This window comes from Klenkia sp. AC732, from assembly GCF_979256525.1.
The window spans coordinates 78,625-96,697 of sequence record NZ_CEEDOS010000007.1; the positions used below are offsets into that span (position 1 = coordinate 78,625).

The window sequence follows — 18,073 nt, forward strand, 5'->3', positions numbered from 1 at the left end:
TCACGCGCTCGTCTGGACGTGGCCCGGGGGTCAGCTGTGCGGTGGCCGTGAGCTGGCGGCGAGCCAGTCGGACACCGTGCGGGTGGGGGTCCAGCCGGTCGCCCGGGTCCGGGTGAGGTCCAGGGTGATCTCCGCCGCGAGCTGGTCGACCGCGTACCGCGTCAGCACCGGCTCCCCCGGGGCCAGCCGCAGCAGGTCGGCGGCGGCCCGGGCCAGCCGCACCGGCACGTGCCGCACCCGGACCGGGCGGCCGAGCACGGCGCCCAGCACGGCGGCGACCGTGGCGTCCCGCGGGTAGGGCTGAGGGTCGGCGACGTTGTAGGCACCGGGCGCCCACCCGGGGGCGGCGAGGCAGGCGTCGGCGAGGGTCTCGACGGCGGTCAGGCTGGTGGGGACGTCGTCCCCGGGGAGCGTGAGGACCCCGCCCCGGACCGCCCGCAGCAGCCGGGGCTGCAGGTGCCGGTCCCCCGGGCCGTAGACGGCGTGCGGCCGCAGGACGACGGCTCCGGCGTCCAGCGCGAGCCGGTCACCGGCGGACTTGGTGCGGCCGTAGGCGTTGAGGTGCCCGCTCGTGGTGGGTGCGTCCTCGCCGACGTCGGCCCGCGAGCACCGCGGGTCGTAGACGCTGGCCGAGCTGACCCACACGACCGGCCGGCCCGCCGCCGCCGTCAGCACCCCGGCGGTCGCGGTGACGTTCACGGCCTCGAACTCGGCTGCGCCCCGGCCCCGGTGCGGATCGCCGACCGCCGCGGCCAGGTGCACCAGGACGTCGACGCCGGCCAGGTCGGGCGGGCCGGTGCGGGCGTCCCAGCGGCGGTGCGCCCCCACCGGGCCCGGACGGCGCCCCAGGCAGACCACCCGGTGACCGGCGGCCTCGGCGGCCCGGGCCACCACTGCTCCACAGAACCCGCTCGCGCCGGTGACGCCGATGGTGGTCACCGGGTGGCCTCGACGACCAGGGACGCCCAGGACGGCAGGGCGGACCGACGGTCGGCGCGGGCGGACACCACCCGGGGGCGGGACGGCGCGAGCGCGGCCAGCAGGTCGCCCAGCTGGGCCCGGGCGACTCCGGCGCCGGGGCAGGCGTGCCCGCCGGCACCGAAGACCAGCTGCTGCTGGGCCGGTGCCGCGGGGTCGGCAACCGAAGGGTTGCGGACGTGGGCGGCCGCAGCGTGCCGGGTCACCAGCAGCATGCGGTCACCGCGACGCACGGGGCAGCCGGCGACCTCGCCGTCGGCCGCGGCGACGCGGGGCAGCAGTGGGCTGGCCGCGGTGACCCGCAGCAGCTCGGCGACCAGGACGGTGCGCCGGACGGGATCGGCGGCGGCGTCCCAGAGGCCTGCGTCGGCGGTCCAGGCCACCGCCCGCGGGAAGGCGGCGACGGCCGTGCTCACGGTGGCGACGGCGGTGGTCGCGGCCGCCGCGGTGCCCACCAGGTCGGTCAGCGTGGTCGGCACCGGCCGGGCGCGGCGGCCGGGCAGGTGGGCCGCCGCGGTGGCGTCGGCGGTCGCCCGGGCGGCCGCGGCCAGGACCAGCGGGTCGACGTCGAGGTCCAGGACGGCGGCCGCGGTGCTGCCACCCACCTCGGCGGCCAGCGCGACGAGGTCCACCCGCCCGCCGCCGGCCAGGGTCGCGGCGGCCCGGTCGATCGGCGCCTGCCAGACCGCGCGCAGCTCCCGGGACGCGAGCCGGACACCGAGGTCCCGGCGGGCGGTGCGGTGCTGCTCGCCGGTCTGGTCGAACAGGCCACCACCGCCGGCCGCGGCCACCGCCGCGCCGGTCGTGCCCGCGCCCAGCCGGTCCAGCGGCAACCCGGTCAGCACCTGCCGGCAGGCCTGCTCGTCGTGCACCAGGACGACGGGGCCCAGTCGCAGCACCGGCCGCCTCCGGGTGGCGGCGAGCAGGGCCAGCAGCACCGGGTGCCCGGCCAGGTAGACCCGCCGGTCCCGGCGCCGGGCCCGGGCGTGCCCGGTCACCGGCGCGCCAACCGCTCGGCGGCCCAGCGGGCGGTCGCCGCGCGGTCGGGTTTGCGGGAGCGGCCGGCCACCGGGACCGGACCGACGAGCACGGCGTCGGGGCGGGCGGTGCCCATCCGGGACAGCGGGGTGGCCAGCGCGCGACGCACCTGCACCTCGGTGCTGCCCGGCGTCGGCTGCACGACGGCGACCACCCGCTCGTCGCCGTCCTCCCCGGGCACCCCGACCAGGACCGCGAGGTCCACACCGGGCACGTGCAGGGCTGGCTCGTACAGGCCGGGGTACACGTTCTCGGCCCCCCGCAGCAGCATGTCCTTGGCCCGGCCGGCCAGCACCACGGTGCGGCCCTCGAGCCGGGCACGGTCGCCGGTGGCGACCTCCTCGAGCGGCTCGCCGCCCAGGTAGCGGTCGGCGGTGGTGGCGCCGGCGACCAGCAGCTGCCCGGTCCCGTCGACCCGGGCGCGGACGCCGGGGAGCAGCTCGCCGACCAGGTCGCCGTCCTCGGTGTGGGCGTGCTTCGCCGTCCACTCGACGGCGGCGACGGGGAACGCCTCGGTGAGCGCGTAGACCCCCCACGCCTGGTCCGCCCCGGCGTCCCGGACCCGACCGAGCAGACCCTCGGACACCGGGGCGGAGCCGGCGAACACCCGGCCGGTGAAGCCCGCACCCGCAGCGAGCGCGCCGCGCAGCTGGGGCGGGGTCAGGTAGGTGGCCGCCGGGGTCAGCCGGGCGAGCTGGCGGGCCAGCGCGGGCGGTCGCCGGGCCGGGGCCAGCACTGGCGCACCGGCGTGCAGGGCGGGCACGAGGACGAAGAAGGTGCCGCCCAGCACCGGCTCCCCGGGGCGGGGTCCGACCAGGTCGGCGACCGCGGCCATCCCGGCGGACAGGCTCGCGACGGTGTGCACGACGGCCCGGGGTGCCGCCGTCGTCCCCGAGGTGAAGACGACGACCGCGTCGGCGTCGTCGCCCCGGCGGTCCGGTGCGGGTCCGGTCCGGGGCTCGAGCGCCGGCGCGGTGCCGGGCAGCCGTCCTCCCACCGTGGCCACCGGGGCGAGCAGCTCCAGCCGGGGCAGCGACAGCCCGAGCCGACGGGCCACCGGCGCCGCCCACCCGGCTGCGGCCTGCACCACCGGGTCGGCGACGACCAGTGCGGGACGGGCCAGGGCCAGTCGCGCGGTGACGACGTCCGGGCCTGCGCCGGGGTCGACGACCGCCACCCGGACCCGCAGCCGCAGGGCCGCGAGCACCAGGGCCAGCGCCCGGCCGCCGGGCCGGACGGCGAGGGCCAGGGTGTCGCCCTCGCCCAGCCCGCGGTGGTGCAGTGCGGCCGCGTACCCATCGGCGAGGTCGGCCAGCTCGCCCCGGGTGGTCGGTCGCCGGCCCAGCAGCGCCGAGGCGCCGGGCCGGTCGCGCAGGGCGTCGAGCAGACCGTCGACGAGCAGCGTCACCGGGGGTCCACCGGCCTGCCTGCCGAGCCGCGGTCCAGGTACCAGGCCGCCGTGCCGAGCACGCCGTAGGCCCGCAGCCGCCGGGTCGAGTTCTCCACCACGGCGTCCCGCCGGTGCACGACGGCCGCGCTGTGCTCCCGGACGGCGTTGAGGAACGCCCGGTCGGTCGGCGAGGGCCGCCGCGGCATGCCCCCGCAGCGCAGGTACAGGTCGGCGGTGATCGCCATGTCGTTGCCGGCGTGCATCCGGTAGGGCACCCGGTAGCGGGGGTGCCGGTGCGCCGGCCGCCAGCGGCCGAACACCGCGGCGACGGCGACGAGCCCGGAGAACACGGCCCGACCCAGCGGACCGTGCTCGTCCCGGCGGGCCACCACCCGGCCGCACACCATCTCGGCGCCCTCGTCCAGCGCGGCCATCGCGGCGGCGAACCAGCCGGGCCGGGGCAGGCAGTCGGCGTCGGTGCGGGCGATGCGGTCGGCGCCCGCGGCGATCGCGTGCCGGAAGCCGGTGTCCACCGCGCTGCCCACGCCCTTCTCCGGCTCGGTGAGCACCACCACCGGGAAGGGGGCGGTGGCCGCGAACCCGCGGGCGACGTCGCCGGTGCCGTCGGTGGAGGCGTTGTCCACGACCAGCAGGGTGAAGTCCCGGCGGGTCTGGGCGGCCAGGGCCGCGAGGGTGCCCGGCAGCCGGAGCGCCTCGTCGTGCGCGGGGACGACGACCCAGGCGGTCACGACTTCTCCCACACCATCGTGGTCAGGCTGATCCCGCCGCCCAGGCCCACCAGCAGCACCTTCTCCCCCGGCGCCAGCTGCGGGAAGACCCGGGCCAGCTGGACACCGAGGCCGGCGCTGGCCAGGTTGCCCAGCTCACCGACGATCGGCTCCAGCTTGTCCGCCGGCACCCCGCTCACCTCCAGGAAGCGCTGCAGGTAGGGCCCGGTGACCTGGTGCACCAGCACCCGGGCGACGTCGTCCCAACCCAGGCCGGTGGCTGCCAGCGTGCGCTGCAGGATCGCCGGGCCGACGGCCTCGAAGACCTGCCGCAGCTGGGTGCCGGATCCGGTGAACCAGGTGTGCTCGTCGCCGCGCGGGTGCCGGGAGCCACCGCCGGGGATGCCGCCGACCTCCCAGTGCTCGCTGTGCGCCTCGGCGTCCACGTGCAGGATCCCGCCGCGCGCGACCGGCTCCAGCACGACGGCCGCACCGCCGTCACCGAAGGTGAAGCCGGCGACCGACTCACGCAGCTGGGCCGGCCCGGACACCTGCCGGCGCATCGACCGGGTCGGGGTCTCCCCGGTGACCACCAGGGCGCGGCGGGCCCGGCCGGCGGAGATCATCGCGGCGGCCAGGTCGATGCCGTTGACGAAGCTGGTGCAGGCGTTGGTGACGTCCAGGCAGTGCGCGCGGGTGCCCAATGCGGCCTGCACGATGTGCGCCGTCGCCGGCTCCACGACGTCCCGGGTGGCGGAGGCGAACAGCAGCAGGTCGACGTCACCGGGGCCCGCCTGGGCCAGCGCGGCGCGACCGGCCCGGACGGCGAGGGTGGAGGCGTACTCGTCGTCCCGGGCGATGCGGCGGGAGCGGATGCCCGTCGCCGTCTGCAGGGTGCCCGGGCGGAGCGCGAGACCGGAGGCGTCGGCGATCTGCTGCTGCAGCTCCGCGGTGCTGACCACGGCCTCGGGCAGGGCCTCCGCCGCGGCCACGATGCCGACGGCCGGGCGGTCGGAGGGGTCGGGTCGGGTGGCTGCCACGGGAGGAAGTTACGGGTGGCCGTCGTCCGGGACGTCCGTAGCGGTACTCAGCGCGCCCGGACGGTCGCGGTCAGCAGGTGTCGGCAGCGCGAGCCGGTCGTACCGTCGAGGGGTGACCACCGCACCGCCCTCCGCCGTCGTCCTCGGGAACCGGTTCGCCCGCGAGCTGCCGGAGCTGGCACTGCCCTGGCAGGCCGAGGAGGCGCCCGACCCACGGCTGCTGGTCCTCAACGACTCCCTGGCCACCGAGCTGGGCCTGGACCCCGAACAGCTGCGGGGGGACCTGGGCCTGCTCACCGGGACCCGGGTCCCCGAGGGCGCCACACCGGTGGCGCAGGCCTACGCCGGGCACCAGTTCGGCGGGTTCAACCCGCGGCTGGGCGACGGCCGGGCGCTGCTGCTGGGTGAGCTGACCACCCCCGACGGGCGGCTCGTCGACCTGCACCTCAAGGGCTCCGGGCGCACCCCGTTCGCCCGCGGCGGCGACGGCCTGGCCGCCGTCGGGCCGATGCTGCGCGAGTTCGTGGTCAGCGAGGCGATGCACTCCCTGGGCATCCCGACCACCCGCGCCCTGGCCGTCACCGCCACCGGTCGCGACGTCGTCCGCGAGTCCCACCTGCCGGGGGCCGTGCTGACCCGGGTCGCCGCCAGCCACCTGCGGGTGGGCAGCTTCCAGTTCGCCCGGGCCACCGACGACGTCGACCTGCTGCGGCGGCTGGCCGACCACGCCGTCTCCCGGCACGCACCGGAGGCCCGCGACGCGGAGAACCCGTACCTGGCGCTGTACGAGCACGTCGTCGCGGCGCAGGCCCGGCTCGTCGCGCAGTGGATGCTCGTCGGCTTCGTGCACGGGGTCATGAACACCGACAACGTGACGATCTCCGGGGAGACCATCGACTACGGGCCGTGCGCCTTCATGGAGGCCCACGACCTGGCCACCTCGTTCAGCTCCATCGACACCGGCCGGCGCTACGCCTACGGCAACCAGCCGGGCATCGCCCAGTGGGACCTGGCCCGGCTCGCCGAGGCGCTGCTGCCGCTGCTGCACGACGACGTCGAGCAGGCGGTGCCGGTCGCCGTGACCGCGCTGGAGGGGTTCGTGCCCGCCTACGAGGCGGCGTTCAGCACCGGTCTGTGGGCCAAGGTCGGCCTCACCGGAGACCCGGACGACGAGCTGCTGCGCGACCTGCAGGCACTGCTGCAGGCCACCCGGCCCGACCACACGTCCTTCTTCCGGGCCCTGAGCCGGGCCGCCCGCGGGGACGCCGAGCCGGTCCGCGAATTGGTGCTGGACCTGGCCGGGCTGGACGCCTGGCTGGACCGCTGGCGTGCCCTGGGCCCCGACGGCGAGGCGATGGACCGGGTCAACCCGGTCTACGTGCCCCGCAACCACCTGGTAGAGGAGGCTCTCACCGCCGGCACGGCCGGTGACCTGGGACCGCTGACCCGTTTGCTGGACGCCGTCACCGCGCCCTTCGACGAGCGCCCCGGGCTGGAGCGGTACGCCACCCCCGGCCCGGCCGGCACGTACGTCACCTACTGCGGCACCTGACCCGCTGACGGCGACGGCCGCCCCGCTCGGGTGAGCGGGACGGCCGTCGTCGGTGCGGGACGGGTCAGCGCGCGCCGGCCGCCTCGGTCTGGCGAGCAGCGGGTGCCGCCGGGGCCTCCCGCTCCAGGGCGGTGCCCTCGACGTCCAGGGCCGGCAGCCACTGCAGCCAGCGCGGCAGCCACCAGGCCCGCTCCCCCATCAGGGCCAGTGCCGCGGGCACCAGCACCATCCGGACGACGAACGCGTCGAAGGCGATGCCGATGGCCAGCGCGAAGGCGATCGACTTGATGGTCGCGTCACCGGCGGGCACGAACCCGGCGAAGACCGAGAACATGATCGCCGCGGCCGCCACGACGACCGGGGCCGCCTGCCGGAAGCCGGTGCGGATCGCGGTCAGCGGGGCAGCACCGTGGCTGTGCGCCTCGTGCATGCGGGACACCAGGAACACCTGGTAGTCCATCGCGAGCCCGAAGAGGATCCCGATGACCAGGATCGGGGTCAGGCTGATCAACGGGCCGGTCGACTCCAGGTTGACCAGGTCGGACAGCCAGCCCCACTGGAACACCGCGACCGTGGCGCCCAGCGAGGCACCGACGGTGAGCAGGAAGCCCAGCACACCGACCAGCGGCACCAGCAGCGAGCGGAACACCAGGACCAGCAGCACCAGGGCGAGGCCGACGACCAGGGCCAGGTAGACCGGCAACGCGTCGTCGAGGGTGGCGGCGACGTCGACGCTGACCGCGGTGGTCCCGGTGACGCTGGCATCCACGCCGTCGGTGCTCGCCAGCAGCGCCCGCAGGTCCTCGACGAGGGTCTCGGTGGCCGGGTCGGTCGGCCCGGACTCCGGGATCACCGTCAGCAGCGCGGCGGTGCCGTCGGCGTTCGGGATCGGCGGGGTGACGGTGACGACGTCGTCCAGGCCGGTGATGGCCTCGGTGACCCCGGCGGCGCTCTGCGCGGCGCCGTCGCCCTCGAAGAGGACCGTCAGCGGGCCGGCGAAGCCCTCGCCGAAGGCACCGGCCAGCATCACGTCGGCCTTCTCCTGGGTCGAGCCCTCGGGCGGGGTCTGCACGAGGGTCGTCTGCATGGAGAAGAACGGGATGGAGATGACGCCGAGCGCCACGACCGCGGCCAGCAGCGACAGCGCGCGGCGCCTGGTGACCAGGCCGATCCAGCCGCGCAGGAAGCCGCGGCCCTCGGAGGGCAGGGCGGCGTCGGCGTCGGTGGGCACCAGGACGGACTCACCGGCAGCGGGCCGCTGCTTCTTCGGCAGCGCCCGGAAGCCCAGGTAGGACAGCACCGCGGGCACCAGCGTGAGGGCGACCAGCACCGCGATGACGACGGTCGCGGCGGCCGCGAGACCCATCTGGGTCAGGAAGGGGATCCCGGCGACGAAGAGCCCGGCCAGCGCGATGACCACGGTGATGCCGGCGACCACGACGGCCGACCCCGCGGTCCCGACGGCCAGCCCGATCGCGTCGTGCACCGAACGGCCGGCCCGCAGCTCCTGCCGGTACCGGGTGATGATGAACAGCGCGTAGTCGATGCCCACCGCCAGGCCCAGCATCGCGGCCAGCGTCGGGGTGGTGGAGGACAGGTCGGTGAAGCCGCTGACGATGGTCACGCCCAGCACGCCGATGCCGACGCCCACGACCGCGGTCAGCAGGTTCATCCCGGCCACGGCCAGCGCGCCGTAGGTCAGCGCCAGCACGCCGAGGGCGATGACGACGCCGAGCACCTCGGCGATGCCGCCGATGTGCACCGGGGGCTGGATGGCCTGGCCGGTGACCTCGACGGTCAGCCCGGACTCCCGGGCGGTGTCCAGTGCGGCGAGCAGCGCGTCCTGCTGCTCGACGGTGACCTCACCGGCGGGGGCGTCGTAGCTGACCGTGCTGTAGCCGGTGGTCAGGGTGGGGTCGATGGTCGGGTTCGCCGGGTCCAGCGGGTCCGTCGCGCCGGCGACGCCGGGCAGGCCGTTGAGCTCGGTCACCAGCGTGGTCACCTCGGCCGCCGTCGCCGGGTCGGCCAGCGAGCCGCCGTCGGGAGCCTGGACGACGACCTGGGCCGTCGCCCCGCCGCCGGCGCCGAACTCGGCCTCGATCCGCTCCAGGGCGGTGGTCGACTCCTGCCCGGGGATGGAGAAGGTGCTGGAGGTCTCGCCGGCCAACGTGACGGCGCCGATGCCGCCGCCGATGAGGGCGACCAGCCAGACGAGGACGACGACGAGCCGGCGTCTGGCCGCGGCCACACCGAGTCGGGACAACAGTCGTGCCATGGGGATCAGGCCTCCACCTGGTCGGGGCGTGCAGGAGCAACGGGTGCGGGCGGTGTGGGGCGGCGGTGCCCCAGGGCGTCGTAGCTGGTCTCGATGACGTGCGCGCGGAAGGCGCCGGGACGGTCCGAGGCGGCCAGGCTCAGGGAGAGGACGCCGAGGGACACCAGGGCACCGGCGACGCGCACCCGGCGCTCGAAGGCGGCGTCGTCCTCGGTCGGGTCGGGTGCCGCGGAGAGGCCGAAGGCGGCCATCGCGTGCGAGATGACCCCCGGCCGGTCCTCGGGGCCGGCGCAGTCGACGCCCTGCAGGTCCTCGTCGCCGTCGCTGATGGGGGCCAGCAGGAACGACACCAGGCCGGGGTGCGCGGCGGCGACGTCGACGAGGGTCTCGATGGCGCGGTGGTCGCGCTCGGGGCCCGCCGCGAGGTGGCCGACACGGGCGACCGCCTCGGCGCCGAGGGTGTCGGCGCGGTCCCGCACCGCGGTGCGCAGGGCGTCCTTGGACGGGAAGTGGTGCAGCAGACCCGCCTTGGACAGCCCCACGGCGTCCGCGACGGCTTGCACCGAGGTGTGCTCGAAGCCGTGCCGGGCGAAGAGCCCGGCGGCCCGGTCGACGATGTCCTCGTCGACGCGAGTGCGCGAGGTGCTGGTCACGCCGACCACCGTACGACGTCACCGACCGATCTGGTCGGTCGACCGACCAGATCGGTCGGGTGATGGTGCGCACAGGCGTCGGGCTACCCCGTGGGATCCGACCGGCCCCCCGGCTGGGGTCGCCGCAGGCCGCTGGCCCGGACGACCTGCCGGCCCACCGCGGTGCGCACCGACTCCTCGCTGCCCACGACCCGCACGCGGCTGCTCGCCCGGGTCACCGCGGTGTACAGCAGCTCCCGGGTCAGCAGCGGGGAGGACGCCGGGGGCAGCAGGACGGTCACCGCGGCGTACTGGCTGCCCTGGCTGCGGTGCACGGTCAGCGCGTGCGCGGTGGCCACCGACGACAGCCGGGACAGCGGCACCAGCTCGGGGCCGCGGATGCCGCCCGGGCGGGCGAAGGCCGCCCGCAGCTCGCCGTCGGACACCACCACGACACCGGTGTCGCCGTTGAAGAGGTGGTTGTCGTAGTCGTTGGCGGTGACCAGCAGCGGCTGACCCGGGTACCACTCCCCCGCGGTGGCCGGCCGGGTCCAGCGGCTGACCTGCTCGTTCCAGGCAGCCACCCCGAACGGGCCCTCCCGGTGGGCGCACAGCAACCGGTGCCGGCCCAGCAGGTCCAGGCTCCCGGTGGCGTCCCCGGCGGTCGCGGTGGCCAGCAGCTCGGCACCGGTGCGCTGCACCTCGGCTGCCAGACCGGTGGTGTCGGCCTCCAGGGAGAGCACGCCGTCCCCGGCGGCGAGCAGCTCCAGCACCCGGTCGGCGTCCCCGGCGCGGACGGCCTCGGCCAGCGAGCCGATGCCGGCGCCGAAGCGGTGCGAGTCGCGCAGCCGCACCACGCCGTTGGCCAGCTGGTCGAGCTCCTGGGCGTCCAGGCCGGCCAGGTCGCCCTCGGGCAACGAGGACGGGCGGCCGGACGCCGGGGCCGGGCGGTGCACCAGGTCGCTGAGCACGGCGCCGGCCTCGACGGGGGTGAGCTGGTCGGGGTCGCCGACCAGCACCAGCCGCGCGCTGGGCCGCACCGCCTCCAGCAGCCGGGCCATCAGGGTCAGCGGGACCATCGAGGACTCGTCGACGACCACCACGTCGAAGGGCAACCGGTTCCCGGCGTCGTGCCGGAACCGGCTGCGGCTGTCGGGCCGCCAGCCCAGCAGGCGGTGCAGCGTGGAGGCGGTGAGGTCCAGCGGCAGGCCGACCTCCAGCGCCTGGGCCTGCACCGACTCCTGCAGCCGGGCCGCGGCCTTGCCGGTGGGGGCGGCCAACGCGATCCGTGGACGGGGGCCGGGCTGGTCCTGCAGCAGCTTGAGCAACCGGGCCACGGTGTGCGTCTTGCCGGTGCCCGGACCGCCGGTGATGACGCTGACCCAGCGACCGGCGGCCACCGCGGCAGCCAGCCGCTGGCGGTCGGAGCCGGGTTCGGTGAACAACGCCGCGAGCGGCGTCAGGTCCACCGGGGGCGGGTCCTGGGCCGCGCGGGCGTCCAGCTCCCGGCGGACCAGCTGCTCCTGCTGCCAGTACCGGTCCAGGTACAGCAGGCCGTCCACCAGGCGCAGCGGCGCCCACGGTGCCCCGGCGCCGACCGCGACGACCGGGCTGGCCTGCAGGGCCGACCAGTCGGTGGGCCAGTCCAGGACGACCGGCACGTCGGGGTCGGCGGCGTCCTCGTCGGGCACGACGGTCTCGGCGACCGTGGTGAGGTCGACGCAGACCGACCCGGTGCGCACGCCGCGCACGGCCAGCGCGGCAGCCAGCAGCACCGTCTCGTCGGACTCCCCGCCCAGCCGGGCCAGCCGGAGGGCCACGTGCACGTCGGCGGCGACCAGGACCCCCGCCTCGGCGAACGCCCGGAGCCGGCCCTCCGCCCGGACCGGGATCACGCCCGGCCTGCCAGCAGGTCCGAGAGCCCGGTGACCAGCTCGGTGGGCGGCTGCCAGGTGAACACGCCGGCACCCGGTTCGGCGTCGGGGCCGGCCATGCCGCGGACGAAGAGGTACAACACCGGCCCGAGGTGTCGCGCCGGGTCGTAGCCGGGCTGCCGCCACCGCAGGAAGCGGTGCAGGGCAGCCGAGTACAGCAGCGACTGCAGCACGTAGTGCGCGTGCTGCATCTCCGTTGCCATCGCCGACTCCCGGTAGTGCCCGGTGGTCAGCGGTTCGGGGCCCAGCCGGTTGGTCTTGTAGTCCACGACCGCGTAGCGCGGGCCGTCGGGACCGGGCAGCCGGAGCACCGCGTCGATGCTGCCGGTGAGGAAGCCACGCAACGACTGCGGCTCCAACGCGGCGAGCAGGTCGGCGTAGCCCTGCACCGGGCCCAGGTCGAAACGGCGCAGCAGGGTGACGACGTCGGCCAAGGTGGCGTGCACGACGGCGTCGTCCCCACCGGCCAGCGGGAGCTCGAAGTCCAGCTCGGCCAGTCGGTCCCGGTCGGGCAGCCCGGCCAGCGTGGTCCCGTCGGCGTCGAGCGGGGTGTCCAGCACCGGGCGCAGCGCCTGGGCCAGCGGCCCGGCCGCCACCCCCGGCACCAGGAAGCGGGCCACCGCCTCGGCGCAGCGCTCCTCCAGGTCGGCGTGCTCGGGTTCCTCCAGCACCGCGTGCACCAGGGTGCCGAAGGCGGCGCCACCAGGCAGGTCGGACAGCGGCGAGGGCAGGCCGTCGGGGGCCGGCGCCGGCGGGAGCTCCACGGTGTCGTCGGGTTCGTCGTCGGTTCCGGGGACCTCCGGCTCGCTGGCCGCGACCAGGTCGTGGGCGGCGCGGGTGAGGGAGCTGTAGGACGTCCGGCGCCAGTCCTCGTCCAGCGTCCGGGTGAAGCTGCTGACCGACAGCTCCGGCGTCGGCCGTCCCGCCGGTGTCCACCGGGTGGGTGCGGCGCGCCCCACCGCGGTCACGTCGATGCGCCCGCCCGAGCCGGCCGCCACCGCGGCGAGCCGGCTCTCCACCACGTCGTCGGCGGGCACCGGGACGCTCGCGGGTGGCACGGTGCCGGGGGCGGTGTCGCCGAGCAGGAGCCGGTGCAGCGGCGCGGCCGCGGTGCCCGAGCCCGGCGCCCAGTGCGCCACGACCTGGGTCGCCGCACGGGTGAGCGCCACGTACAGCAGGCGGAGGTCCTCCCCGGACTCCTCGGCCTCGTGCCGGGTGCGGGCGGCCGGGTAGTCGGCGGCGGCGGGACCGCCGACGTGCAGCACCCGGGCGCCGGCGTCGTCGTGCAGCCGCAGCACGTCGGGGTCGCGGGGCACCCAGCGGTCCCAGCCGAAGGGCACGTAGACGACCGGGAACTCCAGGCCCTTGCTGACGTGCACGGTCATCACCTGCACCGCGGCCGCGTCGGACTCCAGCCGGCGGCTGCGTTCCTCGGTGCCCTCGACGTCGGCCCGGGCGATCCGCCGGCGCAACCACTCCACGAGGGCGGTGAGCCCCAGCGACTCGCGCAGCGCGGCGGCGTGCAGCACCTGGGCGACGTGCCGCAGGTCGGTGAGGACGCGCTCGCCGTCGGGACGCCGCAGCACCCGGGCGGGCAGCTCCTGGTCGGCGGTGACCACCTCGGCGAGGGCCGCGACCCCCCGCTCGGTCAGCAGGTCGGCCCAGCGGCGCAGCCGCGGGCCCAGCTCGTCGGTGAGCGCGTCGCCGCCCTCGTCGAGGGAGGCCTCGTCGTGGCCCAGGAAGACCGACAGCGCTGCCGCCCGCACCCGACCGGACCGGTGCGGCTGCTCCAGCGCCTCCAGCAGCACCAGCCAGGAGCGCGCCCCGGCGGTGCCGAACACGCTGCCGCCTCCGGCCATCACCGCCGGCACGCCGACGGCGCCCAGCGCCTCGCGGACCAGGTGGCCCTGCTTGTTGGTCCGGACCAGCACCGCGAGGTCGCCGGGGGCGACCGGCCGGCCGTCGTACCGGGCCGAGCCCGACAGCAGCTCCACCGCGTCGGCCGCGACGTCGGCGGCCACGGCGCTCCGCAGCCGGTCGAGCCGGGGCAGCCCCCTGAAGGTCGGCCCGTGGCCCCGGCGCTCCAGCCGGCGCAGCCGCAGCGGGGCGCCCGCGCCGCTGAGCCGGTCCGCCGGGTGTGCCGAGTCCACCGGGCGCACCACGATCCGCTCGTCGCCGAGCGCGACCCCGCCGAGCACGTGGTCCAGCGCGCCGACCAGCCGCTGGTCGCTGCGCCAGTTCGTGCCCAGCGTCGCGTGCCCGTCGGCGACCCGGGAGGCCGCCAGGTAGGTGGTGACATCGCCGCCGCGGAAGCCGTAGACCGCCTGCTTGGGGTCACCGATCAGCACCAGGGTGGTGTGCCCGTGGAAGGCACGGCGGAGGACCTCCCACTGCACCGGGTCGGTGTCCTGGAACTCGTCGACCATGACGACCCGGTAGCGGTCCCGCACCCGCCGGCAGGCCATCGGGCCGTGCTGCGGGTCGGCCAGCGCGTCGCGCAGCAGGGTCAGCCAGTCGTCGTGGTCGACGAGGCCGAGCCGGCGCTTGCGGCGCTCCACCTCGTCCCGGACCGCCTGGGCCGCCCGGCGACGACGGCCCGGGGTGCCGGTGTCGGCGACCGGCTCCAGCCGGGCCTGCCGGTCGCTGCCCACCGCCCGGCGGCCGAGCTCCAGGAGCTCGGCGTGGGTGAGGAAGGGCGGTCCGGTCTGACCGGTGACCGCGAAGCTGCGCAGGTACAGGTCGTCGACGACCTCCTGCACCAGGTCGTCGACCTCCTCGGTGAAGGTCGCGGTCGGATCGGCGTCGGCGGCCGTGCCCAGCCCGGCCAGCATCTGCGAGCAGAAGGAGTGCGTGGTGGCGATGGTGGCCGCGTCGAAACCGGCCAGCGCGCGGACCAGCCGGTCCCGGCGGGCGGTCACCTCCGCGGCGGTCCCCCGGGCCAGCAGGGCCAGCACCTCGTCGTCGGAGGCGGTGGCGCCGGCGGGGTCGCGCAGCCCCGCCTCGGCGCTGACCATCCGCTCACGCACCCGGTCGCGCAGCTCCCGGGAGGCCGCGTTGCCGAAGGTCACCAGCATGACCTCGGACAGCTCGGCCAGGCCATCGGCGACGAACCGGGTCGCGAGTGCCGCGATGGTGAAGGTCTTGCCGGTCCCGGCGCTGGCCTCCAGCACCGTGGTGCCGGTGGGCAGCGGGCCGCACACGTCGAAGGCGGCCACCTCCGGCAGCAGGTCGGCGCTCACGCGATCACCTCAGCGTCCAGCAGGGGGGTCCAGAACCGGCGGGCCAGGACGCCGAACCGGGTGTCCTCGTCGGGCCACCGCTCGTCGTCGAGCGGGGCGGGGTCGGTCCACGCCGTGAACGGTGCGGCGTCGCCCCAGACGTGCACGTGGTGCCGGTCGGCCGCCTCGCCGGGGAACCTGCTCCCGGTCCACTCGCGCTCGGCCGACTCCCGCGCACCGTCGCGGTCCTCGCCACCGGCCCGGCGTGCCGCGTAGGCCTCGGACACCTTGGGGCTCACCGGCAGCGGCTCGCAGGTGCCCCGGTCGTACAGGTCGAGCAGGTCGGCCAGCACCGCGGTGGGGTCGGCCGGGGCGGTGAGCGTCGAGGTCCGCGCCCGTGCACCCCAGCGACCCACGGTCACCGCGCGCCCGGTGCCCTCGGTGGCCGCGAGCGCCAGGGCCTGCACCCAGGCCCGCGCCCGGTGCTTGGGGGCCAGGCTGGAGTACGTCACCGACACGACGGCGTCGCCGCGGACCCCGTTGACGGTCCCACTGAGCTCCCGGCCGCCCACGTCCAGCCGGACGTCGACGGTCCGGGCCGGTGTGGTGAGCAGCGGCGCAGACACCCCCACCAGCGGCGCGACCCGGCTGCCCACCCGGCTGAGCACCGCGGTGCCCAGCGCACCCGGCGGCAGGCTCCCGCGCAGCCACTCGCTGCGCTCGGCGGACTCGGCCGGCACCCCGGCCAGGCCCGAGCGGAGCAGCCGGTCGCCCACCGCCCACTCCTGCAGGGCGTCCAGCGAGACGGCCAGTGCGTCGTCGACCTCGTCGTCCTCACCGGGCAGGGTGATCTCCAGCCGCTGCCGCAGGTAGGCCCGCACCGGGTGCTCGACGAAGGAGACCAGGTCCTCCAGGGCGACGGGGCCCTGTCGGGGACCCAGCGGGCGCCGCGCGGGCGCGGGCTCGCGCTCCCGCACCGAGCGGCGGGCGCCTGCCAGCCCGACCGGGTCGAAGCTCGCCGGCACCGGTCCCGCGAACTGTCGCGGGTCGAAGGGCTGCAGCGGGTGCCGGACGACGAGGTCGGCCCGAGCGGCGCCGGTCATCGTGGACAGCACGTCCAGCAGCTCGCCGACCGGCACCGCGGGCGGCCGGGGCGCGCCGCTGACCGGGTCCGCGCCGGTGTGGAAGACCAGCACCCTCTCCTGCGCTGAGCACACGGCGTCGAGCAGGAGCTGGCGGTCCTCGCTGCGGACGTCCCGCTCCCCCACCCGCGGGGCCCGGGCGAGCACGTCGTCGCCGTCGATGCCGCCGGCCCGGGGGAAGACCCCGTCGTCCAGGCCCAGCAGGACCACGACCCGGTGCGGCACCGAGCGCATCGGGACCAGCGTGCAGACGGTGAGGTTCCCGGTGCGGAAGTTGGCCCGGGTGGGACGCCCGGCCAGCCGGCCGGCCAGCATCGCCCGCACGTCCGCGGCGCGCAGCAGGCCACTGCCCCCGGCGCCGGCCTCGGCCAGCTCGCGGCGGGCCTGCGCCAGCTGCCACGCCTCGGCCGGGTCGGTGGCGGTGAGCAGGTCCAGGGCGTCCACCAGGGTGTCGACCCAGTGCGCCACGGGGTGCTCGCCGGTGAGCGCCTCCAGCACCTGCCCCACCCGGTCCACGAGCTCGGCCAGCCGTCCGGCCAGGTCGACGTCGCTGGAGTCGACGTCGTCCAGCGGGAGCGCCCGGTCCAGCCAGACCGGCTGGTCCTCCGAGGTGGTCACGCCCAGCAGCAGCCGGTCCAGGCCGGCCTGCCAGGTGTTCTGCGGCACCCGCTCCAGGCCGTAGCCGGCCCGGGTGGTGGTGTCCAGGCCCCAGCGGACGCCGGAGCGCGACACCCAGTCCCGGACCCGTTCCAGGTCCTCGTCGGTGAACCCGAACAGCCGCCGGACGCCGGCCGTGGCGGCCAGGTCGAGCACCTGGCTGGCGGTCACCCGGCTGTGCGCGAGCTCCAGCAGGAGGGCCACGGTGTCCAGCAGCGGGTTGGTGGCCCGCAGGCTCCGGTCGGCCAGCCGGACCCGCAGCGCGTTGCCCGGGTGCGGCAGGCCGGGACCCAGCCCGAAGGTGGCCGAGACCAGCGGGGCGAACGCCTCGACGTCCGGGCAGAGCACGAGGACGTCCCGGGGTTCCAGCGTCGGGTCGTCCTGGAAGAGCCGCAGCAGGACCTCGCGCAGCACCTCGACCTGCCGGGCCGGGCCGTGGCAGGCGTGCACCAGGAACGAGTCGTCGACCGGCGTGGCCCCGGCGGCCGGCAGCCGGTCGGCACGCAGGTCCTCCTGCAGGCGGGCCAGCAGCGTCGTGCCGGGGCCGGGCTCGGCGGGGTGGTGGGTGTCGGTGTGCGGGGGCAGCCGCAGCTGCAGCTCGCGGACGTCGCGGGCCAGGCTGCGCAGCAGCGGGTGCACCGGCACCGTCGCGGTGTCGTCGCTACGACGGTGGGTGGCGGTCCGGCCGGTCAGCGCCGCCCAGAGCGCCGGGCTGGGGTGCGGCAGCCACAGGTGCACGTCGCGGTGCTCGGCGAGCGCGTCCAGCACGGCCAGCGACCGGGTCGACAGCCGGGTGGGGCCGAACAGGCTGACCCGGTCGGGCAGGTCGACCAGCTCGGGGGCCCGGCGCAGCACGGCGCACGCGTCGGCGAGCTGCTCGGCTGGGCCCGGGCCCAGCTCGCCGCGCAGGCGGCGGAACAGCTCGGCCTGCCAGCGCAGGTCCTCGGGAAGTGGCGCCTCGCCGTCGGTGTCCCGGCCGGCCGCCCAGTCCCGGAGCATGCCGGGGCGGTGGGCGGCGTAGCTCCCGAACAGGTCGGCCAGGTGGGCGGCGGTGGCCCACCGGCGCCCGCGGCGGTGGTCGCCCTCGGGGGTGTCGTGGCCGAGGTGGCGGGCCAGCACGGCCAGCCACGGCTCGTCCAGGGCCGCGTCGACCACCTGGAGCAGCGGCCACACCGGGGTGGCCCACGGGTCCTGCCGGGGGTCGGTGCCGGTGGCCGCGGCCAGCGTCTGGTCGACCAGCCGCGCCGCGGAGGGGAAACGGACGCCGGAGCAGATGCCGTCGCGGGCACCGTCGGCCCCCAGCACGGTGGACAGCCGCTGGGCCAGCCAGCGCTCGACGCCCTTGGCGGGGACCGCCACGACCTCCTCGGCGAACGGGTCCGCCAGGGGCACGGCGAGCACCTGCGCGAGGGAGTCGGCGAGCCGGGAGGTCCGCTCGGCGCGGTGGAGGTGCAGCACGCCGTCTGTCTACCGGACGGGTCCGACAGGA

General features: G+C 76.8%; 11 protein-coding genes. 1 reads left to right on the top strand and 10 read right to left on the bottom strand.

The genetic code is table 11. The features are described from left to right. Nucleotides 1–30: 30 nt before the first annotated feature. From AC0IVP_RS04975 to AC0IVP_RS04995, 5 genes are read right to left on the bottom strand one after another with little or no spacing between them, the layout of a single operon-like run. Nucleotides 31–939, bottom strand: a complete 909-nt coding sequence (locus AC0IVP_RS04975; RefSeq protein ID WP_471754992.1) for an NAD-dependent epimerase/dehydratase family protein — start codon at nucleotides 937–939, stop codon at nucleotides 31–33. Further along, nucleotides 936–1,976 carry a hypothetical protein gene (locus AC0IVP_RS04980; protein WP_471754994.1) on the bottom strand — a complete coding sequence of 347 codons (1,041 nt, stop codon included), beginning with the start codon at nucleotides 1,974–1,976 and terminating at the stop codon, nucleotides 936–938. The genes AC0IVP_RS04975 and AC0IVP_RS04980 overlap by 4 nt, the downstream gene beginning before the upstream one ends. Then, nucleotides 1,973–3,424 (bottom strand): AMP-binding protein, encoded by a 1,452-nt coding sequence (locus AC0IVP_RS04985; RefSeq protein ID WP_471754996.1) that lies wholly within the window; start codon nucleotides 3,422–3,424, stop codon nucleotides 1,973–1,975. Before AC0IVP_RS04985 ends, AC0IVP_RS04980 begins: the two co-directional genes overlap by 4 nt. Beyond that, nucleotides 3,421–4,155 carry a glycosyltransferase family 2 protein gene (locus tag AC0IVP_RS04990; RefSeq protein ID WP_471754998.1) on the bottom strand — a complete coding sequence of 245 codons (735 nt, stop codon included), beginning with the start codon at nucleotides 4,153–4,155 and terminating at the stop codon, nucleotides 3,421–3,423. The genes AC0IVP_RS04985 and AC0IVP_RS04990 overlap by 4 nt, the downstream gene beginning before the upstream one ends. Further along, nucleotides 4,152–5,174, bottom strand: a complete 1,023-nt coding sequence (locus tag AC0IVP_RS04995; protein WP_471755000.1) for a 3-oxoacyl-ACP synthase III family protein — start codon at nucleotides 5,172–5,174, stop codon at nucleotides 4,152–4,154. The genes AC0IVP_RS04990 and AC0IVP_RS04995 overlap by 4 nt, the downstream gene beginning before the upstream one ends. Before the next feature lie 112 nt (nucleotides 5,175–5,286). Here AC0IVP_RS04995 and AC0IVP_RS05000 point away from each other — a divergent pair, with 112 nt between their 5' ends. Then, complete coding sequence (locus AC0IVP_RS05000; RefSeq protein WP_471755002.1) at nucleotides 5,287–6,726, top strand: protein adenylyltransferase SelO; 1,440 nt, start codon at nucleotides 5,287–5,289, stop codon at nucleotides 6,724–6,726. A gap of 64 nt (nucleotides 6,727–6,790) precedes the next feature. On the opposite strand, the gene AC0IVP_RS05005 is transcribed toward AC0IVP_RS05000, so the two are convergent. The 5 genes from AC0IVP_RS05005 to recC form a co-directional block, all read right to left on the bottom strand. After that, nucleotides 6,791–9,001 (bottom strand): MMPL family transporter, encoded by a 2,211-nt coding sequence (locus AC0IVP_RS05005; RefSeq protein ID WP_056298829.1) that lies wholly within the window; start codon nucleotides 8,999–9,001, stop codon nucleotides 6,791–6,793. 5 nt (nucleotides 9,002–9,006) lie between these two features. After that, nucleotides 9,007–9,654 (bottom strand): TetR/AcrR family transcriptional regulator, encoded by a 648-nt coding sequence (locus tag AC0IVP_RS05010; protein ID WP_056299138.1) that lies wholly within the window; start codon nucleotides 9,652–9,654, stop codon nucleotides 9,007–9,009. A gap of 83 nt (nucleotides 9,655–9,737) precedes the next feature. After that, nucleotides 9,738–11,528 (bottom strand): exodeoxyribonuclease V subunit alpha, encoded by a 1,791-nt coding sequence (gene recD / locus AC0IVP_RS05015; protein WP_471755004.1) that lies wholly within the window; start codon nucleotides 11,526–11,528, stop codon nucleotides 9,738–9,740. Continuing rightward, on the bottom strand, nucleotides 11,525–14,806 hold the full coding sequence (locus tag AC0IVP_RS05020) for a UvrD-helicase domain-containing protein (protein ID WP_471755006.1): 3,282 nt from the start codon (nucleotides 14,804–14,806) through the stop codon (nucleotides 11,525–11,527). The genes recD and AC0IVP_RS05020 overlap by 4 nt, the downstream gene beginning before the upstream one ends. After that, entirely contained in the window at nucleotides 14,803–18,042 is a 3,240-nt protein-coding gene (gene recC, locus AC0IVP_RS05025) for an exodeoxyribonuclease V subunit gamma (RefSeq protein WP_471755008.1), read from the bottom strand. The genes AC0IVP_RS05020 and recC overlap by 4 nt, the downstream gene beginning before the upstream one ends. Between the last annotated feature and the right edge of the window lie 31 nt (nucleotides 18,043–18,073).